Origin of the sequence: uncultured Algibacter sp., assembly GCF_947490405.1 — a bacterium.
GTDB lineage: Bacteria > Bacteroidota > Bacteroidia > Flavobacteriales > Flavobacteriaceae > Algibacter_B.
Genome location: NZ_CANLGU010000003.1, coordinates 24,211 through 41,619 on the forward strand (window position 1 = coordinate 24,211; position 17,409 = coordinate 41,619).

At 31.2% G+C, this 17,409-nt stretch carries 14 protein-coding genes; 2 read left to right on the top strand and 12 right to left on the bottom strand.

The window, feature by feature from the left end; genetic code table 11:
- Positions 1–29: 29 nt before the first annotated feature.
- Positions 30–776 carry an NYN domain-containing protein gene (locus Q0772_RS07835; protein ID WP_298342536.1) on the top strand — a complete coding sequence of 249 codons (747 nt, stop codon included), beginning with the start codon at positions 30–32 and terminating at the stop codon, positions 774–776.
- Here Q0772_RS07835 and Q0772_RS07840 read toward each other — a convergent pair.
- The 11 genes from Q0772_RS07840 to thrA form a co-directional block, all read right to left on the bottom strand.
- On the bottom strand, positions 773–1,738 hold the full coding sequence (locus tag Q0772_RS07840; protein WP_298342538.1) for a Gfo/Idh/MocA family oxidoreductase: 966 nt from the start codon (positions 1,736–1,738) through the stop codon (positions 773–775). The two genes, Q0772_RS07835 and Q0772_RS07840, sit on opposite strands and share 4 nt — an antisense overlap.
- Positions 1,739–1,801: 63 nt before the next feature.
- Positions 1,802–2,521 carry a YebC/PmpR family DNA-binding transcriptional regulator gene (locus Q0772_RS07845; RefSeq protein WP_298342541.1) on the bottom strand — a complete coding sequence of 240 codons (720 nt, stop codon included), beginning with the start codon at positions 2,519–2,521 and terminating at the stop codon, positions 1,802–1,804.
- Positions 2,522–2,568: 47 nt separating this feature from the next.
- Positions 2,569–3,603, bottom strand: a complete 1,035-nt coding sequence (locus tag Q0772_RS07850) for a hypothetical protein (RefSeq protein ID WP_298342544.1) — start codon at positions 3,601–3,603, stop codon at positions 2,569–2,571.
- Positions 3,604–3,605: 2 nt separating this feature from the next.
- Positions 3,606–5,660, bottom strand: a complete 2,055-nt coding sequence (locus tag Q0772_RS07855; RefSeq protein WP_298342547.1) for a carboxy terminal-processing peptidase — start codon at positions 5,658–5,660, stop codon at positions 3,606–3,608.
- A 37-nt stretch (positions 5,661–5,697) separates the two neighbouring features.
- Positions 5,698–5,991, bottom strand: a complete 294-nt coding sequence (locus tag Q0772_RS07860) for a 4a-hydroxytetrahydrobiopterin dehydratase (protein WP_298342550.1) — start codon at positions 5,989–5,991, stop codon at positions 5,698–5,700.
- A gap of 48 nt (positions 5,992–6,039) precedes the next feature.
- Entirely contained in the window at positions 6,040–6,882 is an 843-nt protein-coding gene (locus Q0772_RS07865; protein WP_298342553.1) for a sugar nucleotide-binding protein, read from the bottom strand.
- Positions 6,883–6,900: 18 nt separating this feature from the next.
- Positions 6,901–7,983 (bottom strand): glycine cleavage system aminomethyltransferase GcvT, encoded by a 1,083-nt coding sequence (gene gcvT / locus Q0772_RS07870; protein WP_298342556.1) that lies wholly within the window; start codon positions 7,981–7,983, stop codon positions 6,901–6,903.
- 86 nt (positions 7,984–8,069) lie between these two features.
- Positions 8,070–9,074 carry a T9SS type A sorting domain-containing protein gene (locus tag Q0772_RS07875; protein WP_298342559.1) on the bottom strand — a complete coding sequence of 335 codons (1,005 nt, stop codon included), beginning with the start codon at positions 9,072–9,074 and terminating at the stop codon, positions 8,070–8,072.
- 135 nt (positions 9,075–9,209) lie between these two features.
- Positions 9,210–10,502, bottom strand: a complete 1,293-nt coding sequence (gene thrC, locus Q0772_RS07880; RefSeq protein WP_298342562.1) for a threonine synthase — start codon at positions 10,500–10,502, stop codon at positions 9,210–9,212.
- A gap of 98 nt (positions 10,503–10,600) precedes the next feature.
- The gene (locus tag Q0772_RS07885; RefSeq protein WP_298343554.1) at positions 10,601–11,524 is read right to left on the bottom strand and encodes a homoserine kinase; all 924 of its coding nucleotides are present in this window, start codon (positions 11,522–11,524) and stop codon (positions 10,601–10,603) included.
- Positions 11,525–11,594: 70 nt separating this feature from the next.
- Complete coding sequence (thrA, locus tag Q0772_RS07890; RefSeq protein WP_298342566.1) at positions 11,595–14,039, bottom strand: bifunctional aspartate kinase/homoserine dehydrogenase I; 2,445 nt, start codon at positions 14,037–14,039, stop codon at positions 11,595–11,597.
- 346 nt (positions 14,040–14,385) lie between these two features.
- Here thrA and Q0772_RS07895 point away from each other — a divergent pair, with 346 nt between their 5' ends.
- Positions 14,386–15,942 (top strand): NAD(P)H-hydrate dehydratase, encoded by a 1,557-nt coding sequence (locus tag Q0772_RS07895; RefSeq protein ID WP_298342569.1) that lies wholly within the window; start codon positions 14,386–14,388, stop codon positions 15,940–15,942.
- Positions 15,943–15,986: 44 nt separating this feature from the next.
- On the opposite strand, the gene Q0772_RS07900 is transcribed toward Q0772_RS07895, so the two are convergent.
- Positions 15,987–17,360, bottom strand: a complete 1,374-nt coding sequence (locus tag Q0772_RS07900; protein ID WP_298342572.1) for a TlpA disulfide reductase family protein — start codon at positions 17,358–17,360, stop codon at positions 15,987–15,989.
- Between the last annotated feature and the right edge of the window lie 49 nt (positions 17,361–17,409).

The window sequence follows — 17,409 nt, forward strand, 5'->3', positions numbered from 1 at the left end:
GTGGTTTTAATTCTATATCTTTATGAAATATGATAAAAGATACAAAAATCGCTGTTTTAATTGATGGAGACAATATACCATCAAGGTACATCTCTGAAATGATGGAAGAAATTGCTAAATATGGTACGCCTACTATAAAACGTATTTATGGAGATTGGACTAAACCACATTTGTCAAAATGGAAAAATGTACTTCTTGAAAATGCTATTACTCCAATTCAACAATACGGTTATACTACAGGTAAGAATGCAACAGATTCTGCAATGATTATTGATGCTATGGATATTTTATATTCTGAAAAAGTAAATGGTTTTTGCCTAGTATCTTCTGATAGTGATTTCACAAAATTAGCAACACGTTTAAGAGAAGCTGCTATGGTAGTATATGGAATGGGGGAGAAGAAAACTCCAAACCCTTTTATCGTTGCCTGTGACAAATTTATTTATTTAGAAATCCTTGCTAATGACGACGATGATGACAACGTAAAAGATAAAAAATCTGGGAAGCCCAAAAAGGAAAACTTATATAATATTACTCCTAAAGTTATTAAGCTTCTTAAAAACTCAGTTGACGATGCTGCTGATGAAGATGGGTGGGCTTTTCTCGGAGATGTTGGTTCTTTGATTTTAAAAAAGCAACCTAATTTTGACTCTAGAAACTTTGGTTTTGCAAAATTAACTCCACTTTTTAAATCGTTACCTCAATTTGATATGGAGCAAAGAGATCAGGCTAATAATGCACGTTTTAAGTTGATTTACGTGAAGAATAAAGATTAAATTTCTCCTAATATCTTTGACATTACCCAACTAGTATGTAAAGCGGTTTCTCCAGATGAAGGGTGTGATTTTATAAGACCTTGAAAATAATCTCGCATGTTTTCCACATGAAACTGCTGAATATGTTTAGGGTTAGTTATAAAAATTTCTTCGTTCTTTTCTTCGCTATTTATGACGATTGGTTTTTCGTGAAAAACAGAAAATTTTATGGTGCCTTTGCTCCCGTAAATAGTAACTTTATCAAGATGGTTGTTACAACCAAAGTTCCAAGTTCCCGAACCTGTAATTTCATTTTTATGGCACCAAGACGCAGTTACTGCATCTTTAGCAGAATATAAGTTTTGTTGATTTAAACTAATGCCTTTTGCTTCTGTAATGTCTCCGAGAAAGAAGGTAAATAAATCTAAACCATGGCTAGCAAGATCATCAAAATAACCAGCTGGAGCAATATTTGAATCTGTACGCCAATTATATTGTTTAGAAGTATCAATTTCACTTGCAGGTTTGCTTAAATGTGCATTTATATGCCTTATTTTTCCAATATAATTATTATCTATCCATTCTTTAACTTTTAAAAAACGGGGTAAGGATCGTCTATAGTAAGCAACAAATAAAGGAATATTCTTTTCTAGAAAGGCTTTTTGAATTTCTAAACTTTCTGTATAACTTGGAGATAAAGGTTTTTCTATACAACACGGTTTACCAGCTTTAGCTACCTTTAAAGCATAAGTTTTATGAGTGTCTGGTGGTGTAGCAATGTAAATAGCATCAATAGAGGAATCATTTATTAAATGATCTGCATTGGTATATACTTTATTGATATTATGACGCTTTGCATAATCATTCAGCTTTTGTTCGTCACGCCTCATCACAGCAATAACATTAAAACCTTTTGTGTTTTGGTATGCAGGTCCACTTTTTATTTCAGTTACACTACCACAACCTATAAATCCCCAATTCATAAATAGAAAAACTAAAAATCTAAAAAAAAGAGAGCGTTTAGCTCTCTTTTTACATCATATATTTTATTCTGCACTCTCTTCCATGGTATGATATACATTTTGTACATCATCATCCTCCTCAAGTTTTTCGAGAAGTTTCTCTACATCTTGAGCTTGTTCTGGAGTTAGTGATTTTGTTACTTGCGGAATTCTTTCAAATCCAGATGATAAAATCTCAATTTCTCGACGCTCTAATTCAGCTTGAATTGCCCCAAAGCTCTCGAAAGGCGCATAAATTAAAATACCATCGTCATCAGCAAAAACTTCTTCAGCTCCAAAGTCAATAAATTCTAATTCAATTTCCTCAGGGTCTAAACCTTCAGCATTTATTCTAAAATTGCAAGTATGGTCGAACATAAAAACTACTGAACCAGACGTTCCTAAACTACCATCACACTTATTGAAGTAGCTACGCACGTTAGCTACAGTTCTAGTATTATTATCTGTTGCTGTTTCTACTAAAATAGCAATACCGTGTTGTGCATAACCTTCAAAAACAACTTCTTTATAATCTCCTTGACTTTTATCTGAGGCACGTTTTATGGCACGTTCTACATTATCTTTGGGCATGTTTACAGATTTTGCATTCTGTATAACTGCTCTTAAACGTGAATTACTATCTGGATCTGGACCACCTTCTTTCACAGCCATTACAATGTCTTTACCAATACGCGTAAAGGCTTTACTCATTGCTGACCAACGCTTCATTTTTCTTGCTTTTCTAAATTCGAAAGCTCTTCCCATAATCTATTATTTATTCAATTTTAATTCTCACAAATTTAATAAATCTATTATTCGTTTGGAATATGTTTAGCTAAAAACCTTTCGTTAGCGGTATTCAATTTATTAATCAGGATGTTTCTTTTTTTATTTAAATCAGTATTTATTTTATTGTAATCCTTAACTCCCTTATTTAATAGATTGACCTGCTCATTGTAATTATCTATTTGTGCCTTGGTTCTTTTTCGTTCGGGTATTCTATCTAATGTGTTTTTTATGGTATTAAAATTCTCTTGTAATAATAGAAAGTCTATCATTTTGGATACTTTGTTTTCAGCTTCATCTTTAAAAAAAACGAAAGCTTCTTTTGTAATATTTATTATCGATTTATCACCTTTATAAACTTTATGTGTTGAAATTTTTTCTAACCCTTCATTTGCAGTTTCACTCAACGCATTAGCACTTTGTTCTATGGCACCAAGATCAGAAGTGCCCAATGCATCCATCAAATGTATTTCGTTTATATAGACTTTAAAGTAGGTAAGGTACATTTCATTATAATGTTTAAATACTTCATTAGATATTTCCATTTTCTTACTTAAATCAGTATTACTTTCAACAATGTTTATATTGTGTTTGTTTGCAAAAGCATAAAAATCAGTTTCATACTGTTGTTGCGCTTCTTCCATTTTTTTGTCAGCCATTTCTTGAGCTAACATGTATGCTTCCATTAAATCGTATGATTGTTCTGCAACTTCTTTCATATCTATGATTTTAGCATAATCATGATTTAGTAAATCTAAATTAAAGTTTAATTGTTTTAATACTTTGTTTTTATAATCATCGCCATCAAAACCATTAGCTTTTTGAATTTTCCCTATTGAACGTTCCATTGTTTTAATTAAAACATTTCGCTTGCCTCTGATTGTTTTATCTCTTTTACTATGAGCTATTGCTTTGGTGTAATTCCACATGCTTCTGGAAATAGCCGTGTGTTCTTTCCCAACAAAGTCTAAGTACTCAGATGCATTTTTAAAATTTTGTGAATACGAATGGGCCACAAGGCCAATAAATAAAATAGATAAGTAAAGTTTAATTAATTTCATGCTTAGTTTGTTGTTTTTAAGTTTATTAAATCGAGCATGATGTTATATGTTTCTATTAAAATAACATCTTCCTCTAGGTCTTTTAAAATAGTTTTATTGTTTTCCATAGCAACTTGATCATATTGAATTATTTGATTTGTTGATATTGTGTTTGCAAATACTAAATCTGATATTCTAGTTTTATTAATATTATTAAACCATTCCCAAAGTTCCTTGTAAGAGTTAATATCTTTGTATATGTTTTTAACAGATAAAGGATATTGTTTCTTTTTTTTAATGTAGTTTTCAATTAATTCAGTATTCATTTTAGATATATTTTCAAAATGATCACTAGCTGTAATTCTCTCTTTACTTAGTGTTTGTAACTTATCTATATTAATTTTTTTATTTGGTAAGTATTTAATTTCTGCTTTGATAGAATCATTCTTTAAGGCGAAACTTGAGTAACGCTCTTGGTTTTCAAAATTATCATAAATTGAAGGAATAGTTATATCTGGAATAACACCAACAGACTGATGACTCTTTCCTGATGGTCTGTAAAACTTCTCAATAGTAAGTTTTACAAACCCCAAATCTTTGGATTTATTTAAAGGAAAGATTACTTGAGCACTAGATTTTCCATGAGTAGGGGTTCCAACTATTACTGCTCTATTATAATCTTGTAAGACTGATGCAAATAATTCTGATGCTGAAGCACTGAAGCTATTAACAAGAATAACTACTGGATTAGTAAATACAGCACCTCGTTTGTAGTCTCTTAGAGTATAGGTTTTCTGGTTGTTATATTTAATTATTGATACTGGACCTCTATCTATAAACATACCCGATAAATCTGAGGCTTCTTTCATAGATCCACCACCATTAAATCTTAAATCGATTATGAGGCCTTGAATATGTTCTTTTTTAAGTTTATAAATTTCTTTAGCAAAATCGTTAGCCATTCCTAAACCGTTTAGCGATTCTAAATCTGTATAGAAACTAGGGATTTTAATGTACCCGATTGCTTTATCACCATTTATTATATAGCCTTTAATACTATTTGTTTCAACCTGGATATTATCTTTTGTCAATTCAACGTCCAAAATCTGGCCATTAGCTTTTTTTATCTTAAAGATTATTGTTTGTTTTTTATTATCGCCAATATAAGCTTCAATATCATTATTTGAAACACAATATGTCTCTAGTACTTCACCATTAAATTGTAATGATTTTATAATATCATCTACTTCAATACCTATATTTTTATCAGCAGGACTACCAGGAGCAATGTGTGATATTAAAATATCTCCTTTATCATTTTTTATTGTTGAAATACCAAATGATAATTGACTATTTGACACCTGGTTTTCAAATAAAGCTTTATTTGAACTATTGAAATAAGTAGAATTTGCGTCTTGATAGTTCAAATAAGAATTTAAAAAGGATTCTTTCACAAATTGATTTATTCCACCATTTTGATTCAATAATTCATTTAATAGGCAGAGTTCTTTTTGAATAATTTGCGGTTTAATATTGCGTTCTAAGTCAATAAAATTTGTTTCTATATTTTCGAAGACAGAATCATTTTCAATAAGCTGGCTAATAATATTATATCTAATTCGTTTACTCCAATATTTTTTAACTGCATTAATATTTTTAAAGTAAGGATAATTTATATCTGAGTCAAAATAAAGCGTATCGATTCCAGAATAATTTAATGTTTCTGATTCAAGTTGAGTTATATATCGTTTTGAAAACTCAATTCTCTCTTTTAGTTTAATGATATATGGCTCAATAAAATGACAGTTATTTGAATTTATATAATCATCAAATTTATATTTATCGTTTGAAAAAAACTCAATATCACTATGCGTAAATAAACGCTTATTTTTATCAAGACTTTTGATGAATAAATTGTGTACTTCTTTTGATAAACTGTCATTAATGGGCTTAGGCGAAAAATGAGATTTCTTAACCAATGTAATTACGCCGTATAATTGATCACAAAAAATATCATTTTGAGATAAAGCATTAAAACTAAAAATTGAGAAGAAAAGTAGAAAGTATTTATAGTTCATTAACAAGAATTAAAGAATCTAAAGTAAGAAAAATACATTATTCCTCTTCAGGTTCAACAATGTTTTCTATAGCTTCAGCCAATTTAAAATCCTTAATTGTAACACCATTAGCATCATGAGTTGATAATGAAATGGTAAGCACATTATAGACATTACTCCAATTAGGATGATGGTTTAATGCTTCGCACTCAAAAGCTATCCTGCTCATAGCACTAAAGCAATCCTTGAAATTTTCAAATTCAAACTCTGCATGAATGGCATTGTCATAATATTCCCAATCAGGTAAGTGTAATAATTTTTTCTCGATATCTTGTTCTGAAATTTTGCTCATAAAGTATTTTTTATGTTACAATTTAATGATTTCAAAAATTAAAATCAATTAAAATTTTAATTCTGATAAGATATCTAAGCTTGAAATTTGTAGGTGTTTGGGTAGTTTGTTGAATTTAGGTAAAACTGCCAGATAACGGTCGTTATTTGTTGTAAAAACACGTTTGTATATTGGTTTGTTTTTCAACTCTAAAGAGGAAATAATTTCTTCTAAAAAATCGTCATGATGAACTAAATCACTACTTCCCAAATGAAAAACCCCATATTTATTTCTATTAATAATGTAATGAATTTGTTGTGTTACTTTTGAATCGGTTGTAACATTCATAATTAAATTTGGAAACACCTCAATAGGCTCTTTTGTTTTAATAAAATGAATGATTTCTTGAACCCTTGGAGATTGCGCTCCAAATACCATAGGTAACCTTAAAATAGTCACTTGCTTTTTTGGTAAACGCAAGAGCATATTTTCAATTTTTATTTTAAAATGTCCGTAAATGCTATTACTATATGTTTTATCATATTCGTAACTAGGATATTTTGTGTAAGCATCAAAAACGTTAGCAGAAGAAATGAAAATAATTTTTATTTTATGATGGAATACATATTCAGTTAAATGCTGATGTAACAAAACTTGTTTTGAAAAATCACCCCTTAAACTTGAAATTATTATTGTAGGCTTTACAATATCTAAAATTTCATAAATATCATCTTCCTCAATATTATATTGAAAGAAGTGATTATTTTTTTCTAAAGCTTTGTTAGACGTATTGTAGGTTCCGAATGTTCGAAAGTAGGAGCAGAGTTCTTTATAAATAGCACTTCCTAAAAAGCCACTAGCTCCTAGAATTAACACTTTATGTTTACTAGCTTTCTTCCCCTTCACTTTCATCTTCAAATTTAAAGTAAACTAGTTTTTATAAAATGGCAATTTTACTACTGTGGCAGGAATAGTTTTTTTACGGATTTGAATATTTATTTTACTATTCACATCAGCAAAAATAGTTGGCACATATCCTAAGCCAATACCTTTACTTAAAGACGGTGACATGGTTCCTGATGTTACAATACCAATTGTTTTTCCATTACCATCAACAATATCATAACCCTGTCGAGGAATCCCGCGATCATCCAACTCAAAAGCAATAAGTTTTCGTTCAGGACCACGCTCTTTTTCAGCTTTTAAAGCTTCAGAATTTGTGAAATTTTTTGTAAACTTTGTTATCCAACCTAATCCAGCTTCAATAGGTGAGGTGGTGTCATCTATATCATTTCCATAAAGACAATACCCCATTTCTAAACGTAAAGTATCACGGGCTGCAAGACCAATTGGTTTGATACCAAAATTTGCTCCAGCTTCTAAAACTTTATCCCAAACTTGTTTTACTTCAGAGTTTTTACAATAAATTTCAAAACCACCACTGCCTGTATACCCTGTTGCAGAAATTATTACATGTTCGATACCTGCAAAATCTGCAACAACAAAATTATAGAATTTAATTTCAGATAAATCATAACTTGTTATACTTTGCATGGCTTCAATAGCTTTCGGTCCTTGTATAGCCAATAAAGAGTAGTCTTCGCTCAAATCACGCATAGTAGCACCGACATCGTTTTTAGACTGAATCCAATTCCAATCTTTTTTAATGTTACTGGCATTAACTACTAATAAATATGTTTCTTCTTTAATTTTATAAATAATTAAATCATCAACAATACCATTATTATCATTTGGTAAGCAACTGTATTGCGCTTTCCCAATAGTTAATTTTGAAGCATCATTACTCGATACTTTTTGTATTAAATCAAGTGCATGTTCGCCTTCAATTAAAAACTCGCCCATATGAGATACATCAAAAACACCAACTGTATTTCTAACGGTTTCATGTTCTATGTTTACTCCTTCATATTGTACTGGCATGTTGTATCCAGCAAAAGGCACCATTTTCGCTCCAAGCATTTTGTGAGTTTCAGTTAAGGCTGTGTTCTTCATCTTTCTTGAAATTTTTCAAAACAAAAGTATTGAAAATTTCAAGAAAGATAGATTAATTAGAAAAAATCAATTGCTAAATAAAAGGATTAAAATTTAACAATTTTCTTTACAAAATAATTGTTGACGTCTGAGTTAGAAATAAAATAAATACCACTTTGTAAATCAGAAATATCAATAGAATGTTTTGAAGAAATATAGTTTACTTCCCGAACAGTAATACCGTGTATATTTTTCAAAAATAATTTCCCATTTGAAAATAAGTTATCAATTTCAACTTTTCCATTAGTTGGATTTGGGAATATTTTTACATCACTATTTTTATTTAATTTATTAACTGATAATGTAGCACAAGACGATTCACTATTTGTTAAATTAAATGCTGTACTATCAGATACATCTGTTCTACGTAGTACCATTTTGTCCATAAAAAAGAAACTAGACCTTGCATCTACAATAACTGAATATAAGCCTGCAGTATTGAAAGATGCCCATATAAATCTAAAAGAATCTCCATCATTTGTATTTGTTACAAAGCCCCAACGTTGATCTACTGGAAGATTTACGGGGTGCCTATTCATGAAAGCTTTAAAATACCCATCAACACTAGAACCTTCTGGACAATCCCTATCTGCATTACTATTACAATTTGGTTTTGGTTCAACTGCTAATGTAGATGTTGCACTACTTTGTTTCGTGGCATAAAAATCATCAGCTACTATACGTAACCAAGCATCATTATGCTCACCACCAGAAGTGCCAGTGCCTATGCGCCCTCGCCACGCAAGTCTATATGTTCCTGGATTATTAATTTTTATATTGTAAGTTATAGGCGCTCCTGTTAAAGCAGAAAAAGACTGAGGGCCATCCCAGAATATGTAATCAATTGTAGAACCAGACAAATTAGGATCTGCTTCACTTCCTGTTTTCCAGTTGGAATTGTTCCTAATCCCAGATTCCATTTCAATGGTTAGTAATCCATTTTGTTCTTCAAAAGGTAGAATTCCATCGCACATTGTTGTTTGTGCTGATAATTGAATACATAGAAGCGAAAACACTAATATGTACGATGTTTGAATTGTAATTTTTCTCATTGCTGCAGTTTTTTTCTTATGTGTGTAAATTTCTAGAAAAAAACAAACTATACCATCATGAGGTATCCTGTTAAACAAATATTAATTTTTTTAGCATGTGCTTGATTGCAGCTTTAATTTATTGCTAAAAAGCTCTTATGACAATAAGAAAGCTTTTAAACCTTGATAGCTAGAAATGACTACCGATTCCTTTTCTTTATCTATTACTTCTTGAATTTGCTTTGGTAAAGGTTGTTCTTCTTTGATGACTTCTATAACAACATCTAAAAACTTAGTTGGATGCGCGGTTTCTAAAAACACACAATGGGCGTTTGGGTTTTCTTTTAGATATGTCTTACTTCCTAAATAACCAACAGCTCCGTGTGGGTCTGCAACATAATTGTAGTTATTGTAAATTTCTAACATGGCTGCTTTGGTTTCTTCATCTGTAAAGCTGTATGAAGACACATTTTGTTTTAAGCTATCAAATTTATTTTTATAAATCTCTTGAATACGAATGAAGTTACTTGGCGCGCCAACATCCATGGCATTACTAATAGTCTGAATAGACGGTTTTGGTTCGTACAACTGCGATTGTAAATAACGTGTTACTACGTTATTAGCATTGTTTGATGCTATAAAATGTTTGATTGGTAAGCCTAATTGTTGCGCCATCATACCAGCACAAATGTTTCCGAAGTTTCCACTTGGTACAGAGAATACAATGTCCTCATATTTTTTATGTAATTGCTTGTAAGCAAACATAAAATAGAATAATTGTGGTAACCAACGTGCTACGTTTATTGAGTTTGCTGATGTTAACTGCATTTTACTGGTTAACTCCTCATCTAAAAAAGCGGTCTTCACCATGGCTTGACAATCGTCAAACGTCCCATTTACTTCTAAAGCTTTGATGTTTTGACCTAATGTTGTTAGTTGTTTTTCTTGAATGTCGCTTACTTTTCCACTCGGGTAGAGTATAACTACATTTACACCTTTAACTCCTAAAAACCCATTAGCCACAGCACCTCCAGTATCTCCAGAAGTAGCTACTAAAACCGTAACTTCATTGGTGTTGTTTTGATTAAAATACCCTAAACAGCGCGCCATAAAACGTGCGCCAACATCTTTAAAGGCCATTGTTGGTCCATGAAAAAGCTCAAGAGTTGAAATGTTTTCATTTAGCTTGACAACAGGGAAATCAAAAGAGAGCGTTTCTTCAACAATTGTTTTTAAAATAGCTTCTGGAATTTCAGGAGACACAAATTGTTTAATAGCTTGAAAAGCAATTTCAGAATACGATAAGTTTTCAAAATTATCCCAGAATGACTGCGGTAAAGGTTCAATGCTTTCTGGAAAGTACAAACCTTTATCGGGTGCTAATCCTTTTATAACAGCATCTTTAAATGATGTGTTTGGTGCTTTATGATTAAGTGAGTAATAGTTCATTTTTCTGTAATTCCTGCGAAAGCAGGAATCTATTTATTAGTTATTTGCTATGAGATTTCTCCTTTCGTCGAAATGACATAATATTTCTATTTAAACGTTTAGTTTATAATTTTTACACCATTGGCATTAATTTTCGACACATGTATGTCAAATGCTATATCTGTTTTAGAATATACATCATGCATAGCGTCTTTTACTTTATTGGCTGTATCCAAACCTTTACTTAATGAGAAAATTGAAGGGCCAGAACCTGAAATTCCAGCACCAAGTGCACCAACATTTAAAACAGCTTCTTTAACGTTATCAAAATACGGAATCAATTGACTTCTATATGGTTCTATAATTACATCTCTCAAAGAATGGCTAATTAATTCGTAATCGCTTGTGTGTAAAGCATGAACTAAACTTCCTAAATTTGCCCATTGTTCAATCGCATCACCGAGAGGGACTTCTTTTGGAAGTACAGCTCGAGATTCAGAAGTTTTAATCTCTATTTGAGGATGAATAATTGTGGCGTATAAATCATCTGGAGATGGAATTTCTAAAATTTTTAAAGGCGAAACGCTTTTTACCAATGTAAATCCTCCAAAAAGTGCAGGAGCAAGGTTATCAGCATGTTCACATTTACTAGCTAAAGCTTCACCTCTAATTGCAAATTCTGTTAATTGTGTTTTGCTGAATGGTCTACCTAAAAGCTCATTCATGCCAAAAACACTACCAACGGCACTAGCTGCACTACTACCTATACCACTTCCTGGTTTTATATTTTTATAGATTTCAATTTCAAAGCCAAAATTTAAGTCAAGTGAATTATACATGGCTAATGCAGATACCCCAGCCACATTCAATTCTGCTTCAAAAGGCAAATCAAAACCTTCGATTCGAGTTATGGCAATGCCTTTTTTATCAACCTTTCTTATTACCATTTCATCTCCAATACTGTCTAAGCAAAAGCCTAAAACATCAAAACCACAAGATACATTGGCTACGGTTGCAGGAGAAAATATTTTTATTTTGTTCATCTTTTCTATTAAATAATTTTCGGCTGCACTGGAGCAAGAAATATTACTTTCTTTGTGTAATTCCATATTATTAATCGTTTCCTAATCTAATAATATCAGCAAATAATCCAGAAGCTGTTACGTCTGCTCCAGCACCTGCACCCTTAATAATCATTGGTTGTTTAGGGTATCGCTCTGTATAAAACATAACAATGTTATCACTACCTTCTAAATTGTAAAATGGATGGCCTTCAGGAATTTCTTGTAAACCAACACTTGCTTTACCATCATTAAATTTAGCAACATATTTTAATTGACAGTTGTTCGCTTTCGCGGAAGCATATAAACTCTGGTAATGTGCCTCATCTGCAATTAATGTTTTATAAAAATCATCAACAGTATCACTTTTTAAACCTGCTTCTGATAAAAATGATGTGTTTTCAATATCTTCCAAATTCATTTCTACACCACTTTCTCTGGCCAAAATTAAAATCTTTCTAGCTACATCAACACCACTTAAATCAATTCTTGGGTCAGGTTCTGTATACCCTTCAGCACCAGCTTGTTTTACAATATCATAAAACTTAGTTTCATTGGTAAAATTATTAAATACAAAATTTAAACTTCCAGATAAAACAGCTTGAATTGAGTTTACTTTATCACCAGAAGCAATTAAATTGCTTAATGTATCAATGACTGGTAAGCCTGCACCTACATTAGTTTCAAATAAAAATGGTGCATTGTATTTTAATGATAATCGTTTTAATTCTTTGTAATTATTTAATTCGCTTGAGCAAGCAATTTTATTACAAGCTACAATAGCAATACTCTCTCTAAGATATTGCGGGTATAATTCTGCAATATCTTTATTTGCGGTAACATCAACAAAAATACTATTACGTAAATTCAATGCTTTTGCGCTTTCGAAAAAACCTTGTAAAGAGGCTTTTTCTCCATTAGCAAGTTGCATTTTCCAATCTTTTAAATTAAGACCTGTTTCATCAAAAATCATAGTTCTAGAATTTGATAATCCTGCAACTCTAAGATTGATTTTTAGGTTTTCTTTTAAGTATTTTTTTTGCTGTTTTATTTGTTCAACTAGTCGTTCACCAACATTTCCAACACCTGTTATAAATACATTAAGTTGTTTAGTTTTTGCTTCAAAAAACTGCTCGTGTAAAGTGTTAAGTGCCTTTTTTACATCATTTTCATTAATAACTGCAGTTATGTTTTTCTCCGAAGCACCTTGAGCAATCGCTCTAATATTAATATTATTTTTGCCTAAACTACTAAACATCTTTCCACTTATACCTTGGTGGTTTTTCATGTTATCACCAACTAAAGCTATAATCGATAAATCAGATTCAATAATTATAGGTTCAATTTTCCCCAATGCAATTTCATTTTCAAAAACGGCATCAATAGCATCCTTTGCTTTATCTGCATCTTTATCTTCTATACCCAAGCAAATAGAATGCTCTGATGAGGCTTGAGTAATCATAATCACATTAATTTTTTCTTGTGATAATGTTTCAAATAATCGTTTGGAAAACCCAGGTATACCAACCATTCCGGTGCCTTCTAAGGTTAACAAAGCGATGTTGTTAATATTACTAATTCCTTTTACTGGCGACGAAGATTTTATTTCCTCATTTGAAATAATAGTACCAATCGCCTCAGGTTCTAACGTGTTTTTTATATGAATAGGAATACCTAAACTTAATACTGGTTGCACAGTTGGAGGGTATAATACTTTTGCACCAAAATGCGATAATTCCATAGCCTCCTGGTACGATATTTTATCAATAGGGTAGGCTTGTTTTACCATCTTTGGATTGGTAGTAAACATACCACTTACGTCTGTCCAAATTTCTAATTGATCAACATTTAAAGCTGCTGCAATAATTGCTGCTGTAAAATCTGAACCACCTCTACCAAGTGTTGTTTGCTCACCAGTTTTAGAACTAGCTACAAATCCGGGTAAAATAGTAATGTTTTGTGTGGCTGTTTCAAAATAGCTTTTTATATTTTGATTTGTAATAGAATAATCAACTTCAGCTTTGGTGTAATTGGAGTTGGTAATTACCAATTCTTGTGAGTTTTTCCTATCTGCAGATAAGCCTCTATTTTTCATTGTTCCAGCAATAATGAAAGAGGATAATCGCTCTCCATAACTCACAAGTTTGTCAGAAGTTTTAGGTGATAATTCATTTATTAAAAATATCCCTTCTAATAAGTTTTTTAAACTGTTATGCCTTTCTTCGGCATATTCTAAAATAGCATTATTATTATCTGGATTTAACTCTTTAATAATGCTTAAATGCTTGTCTTTGATAAATTGAAACGTTTTAACAAAATCTCTGTCTTTATTTTGAGCTTGTTTTCCCGCTAATAATAATTTATCTGTAATACCACCAACTGCAGAAACTACACATGCTATAGAATCATCTTTTCCATAGTTTTCTAAAATGCTGATGACGTTATTTATGTTTTTTGAAGAACCTACTGAAGTTCCTCCGAATTTTAAAACCTTCATGTTTTAATACCTTGAATAATTAAAAATAATGCTTGAAATGTTGTAATTTCTATAAATTACAAAAATAGTCTGCGGAATATATATAACTAGTAACCCCAAAGGGTTGTAATATTTGTAGTTGTACCAAAAGTAGACGTAGTTCCTTTTGATAAAAAAGAAACAATTGTAAGTGTATTTTGGTTGAAATGATTCATTTATGTTATATAATACCCTCCAAAAGTATTACTTTTAGCCTTATAAAAAAACTAAAATATTTTTTTTACAGTATTCTTATATTCAATGGATTTTGATTGAAAAAAAACGACAATCCATATTAAGAACTGAAAAATCAACAATTAAAATATAGATGAAAATATTCTCTAAAGAGCAAATTTACGCAGGCGATAAGTTAACAGCTAAGAAGCAACAAATATCTTCAACCGATTTGATGGAACGTGCGGGGACGCAAATTTTTAATTGGATGCACATGCGTATGCAAGGTGCACAAGTACCAATTCATGTGTTTTGTGGTATTGGTAACAATGGTGGCGATGGACTTGTTTTAGCTCGCCATTTAATCACTCATGGGTATAATGTTAATACATTTATTATAAATTGTAGCGATAAGCGCTCAAAAGATTTTCTCATTAATTACGATAGAATTAAAAATGTTACTAAAAAGTGGCCCGTACTTTTAAGTTGTGCTGAAGATTTCCCTGAAATTAATCCAGATGATATTATTGTTGATGCTGTATTTGGAATTGGATTAAATAGACCAGTAGATGAATGGGTTAAGAATTTATTTAAACATTTTAGAGCCAGTAAAGCCTTTACTCTAGCCATTGATATACCCTCAGGATTATTTCCTGATAAAGCTATTGAAGATGAAGATGCTGTAGTTTGGGCAGGTTTTACACTAAGTTTTGCGTCACCAAAATTAGTTTTCTTTTTGCCAGAAACAGCTAAATATACTGTGCAATGGGAGGTTCTGGATATTGGCTTAGACCAAGAATTTTTATTTACTACAGAAACTGAAGTCGAATTAATTGGTAAGCACGAAGTATTGCCAAATTACATTCCTAGAGAAAAGTTTTCACACAAAGGACAATTTGGTCATACACTAATTATAGGCGGAAGCTATGGAAAAATAGGAGCTGTAACTTTAGCTAGTAGAGCCGCTTTATCTGCTGGAGCAGGATTAATTTCTGCTTTTGTTCCTAAATGTGGTTATACACCTTTGCAAGCATCTTTTCCAGAAGCTATGGTGATTACTGATACTAATGAAGAAAAAATAACATCTATTAGTTTTGCTATAGAGCCAACTGTAATTGGCTTAGGCATAGGTGTTGGGACAGATACAGATACTATTAAAGCCTTTGAAGCATTTTTAAAAACAAATAAAGCACCTTTGGTTATTGATGCTGATGGCATAAATATTCTTTCTAAAAAGAAAACTTTGCTAAAATTATTACCTGAAGCAACTGTTTTAACTCCGCATCCAAAAGAATTAGAACGTTTAATAGGAACTTGGAAAGATGATTTTGATAAACTTAAAAAGGTCAAAACATTTTCTAAAAAACACAAACTTATTATAATTATTAAAGGCGCCAATACTATTACTGTTTTTGAGGATAAACTTTATGTTAATACCACAGGAAACCCCGGACTTTCTACTGCTGGTAGCGGAGATGTTTTAACGGGTATTATTACAGGCTTGATTTCACAAAATTATCATCCACTTACAGCTACCATATTTGGTGTGTATTTACATGGAAAATCGGCAGACATTGCTATTGAAGATTTTGGTTATCAAAGTTTAATAGCAAGCCATGTTATTGATTATTTAGGTGAAGCTTATTTGGATTTGTTTAAACAGCCAGAGCAGCCACCACAGCAAAATCCAGAAGGCGGAAATGAACAATAAAAAAAGCCGCTATTTGCGGCTTTTTTTATTTTAATAATGCTAGACTAGATATTGTTTTCGTCAAATAATTTAATTAAACCCTTACTAGAAGGCCTTGGAGCACTTGAATCTACTATATTGCCTTCTGTATCAATTAAAATAAATCTTGGAATACCCTCTATTTGATAATCTTTAACAAATTCAGAGTTCCAGTCGTTATCAGCAAATAATTGTATACCTCCAAGTTCTCTTTCATTAACCATAGTTTTCCATTTGTCATGATCAGTTATTTTATCAATTGATATACTTACAAACTCAATGTTTTTTCCATGGTATTTTTCTTCTACTTCTTTTAAAGCTGGTATTTCTCTTACGCATGGTCCACACCAAGTTGCCCAAACATCAACATAAACATATTTTCCTTTTAAGTCATCTAAGGATGTTGTTCCTCCTGCGTAGTTTTCATAATCTACAAACTTAGGCGAAGGTTTTCCTTTTTCAAGAACCATTAATTCATTGTACTTCTCATCAATAAAATTATTGTTTTTCTCATTAGTTGAATTCGCTTTAAATATGTTGTAGAATTCATCAACATCTTTAGCATAAGTTAAGTTGTAATTTGCAAAATCAAAAAGCAATGTGTTTTTAACAGTCTCATTTTCAATGCTACTGGCTGTCTTTAAAAAAGCTATATCAAAGCTTAACGACTCATTTTTTGCTAATTCTTCAGCTTTTTTATTGTAATAATTATTGGTTAAGCTTTTGAAACTTGGTGAAGCGTTAAAGTCTTCTACATTGGTGTAATCAAGTTTGTTAACTTCTTCAAGAAAATCTTCTGAAATTTTAAAATCTTCATTTTTAGTATAATACTTATGTGCTCTTTCATAAGTATTTAAGCTGCTCAAATACGCATAGTGAAGTTCCTTCTTTTCTTTTTTAATAAAAGTTTCTGGTAAATTTTTAGTGCCCAACAATAATGCTTCTTGTGTTTTTTTAAAAGCCAACATTTTTTCTTTGTAACCAGCTTCATCTAGCATAAAAAATTCTTGAGCACTCTTTCTTTGTTCTTTTTTCTGTTTATACTTAGCAACAATATAAGTATTGATTTCAGATCCCACACCAGTAATAGCTATGGTGTTCTCGAAATCTTTAGCATCATAAGTTATGTTTAAGTTATAGCCTGATTCTACCTCAAGAAAAACAGGGTTTGTACCATCATAAAGTATATAAGACTTATAATTAATACTTAGCGTATCTAAAAAAGTGCCATCATCAGAAATGGCAACTACATCACTTATAACTCTATCATCAGTATTTATAGTAACATCACCAGGGAGTTTATTAATTATTTTTCCTGAAATTATTGCATAATCAGGCTTTGCTTCTTCTTTACAAGCCAAAGCTGATATTGCAAGGGCGATACATAATATTTTTTTCATTTTATAAACTTTATAAGTATCAAAAATAACGAATAGAGATACTTTATTA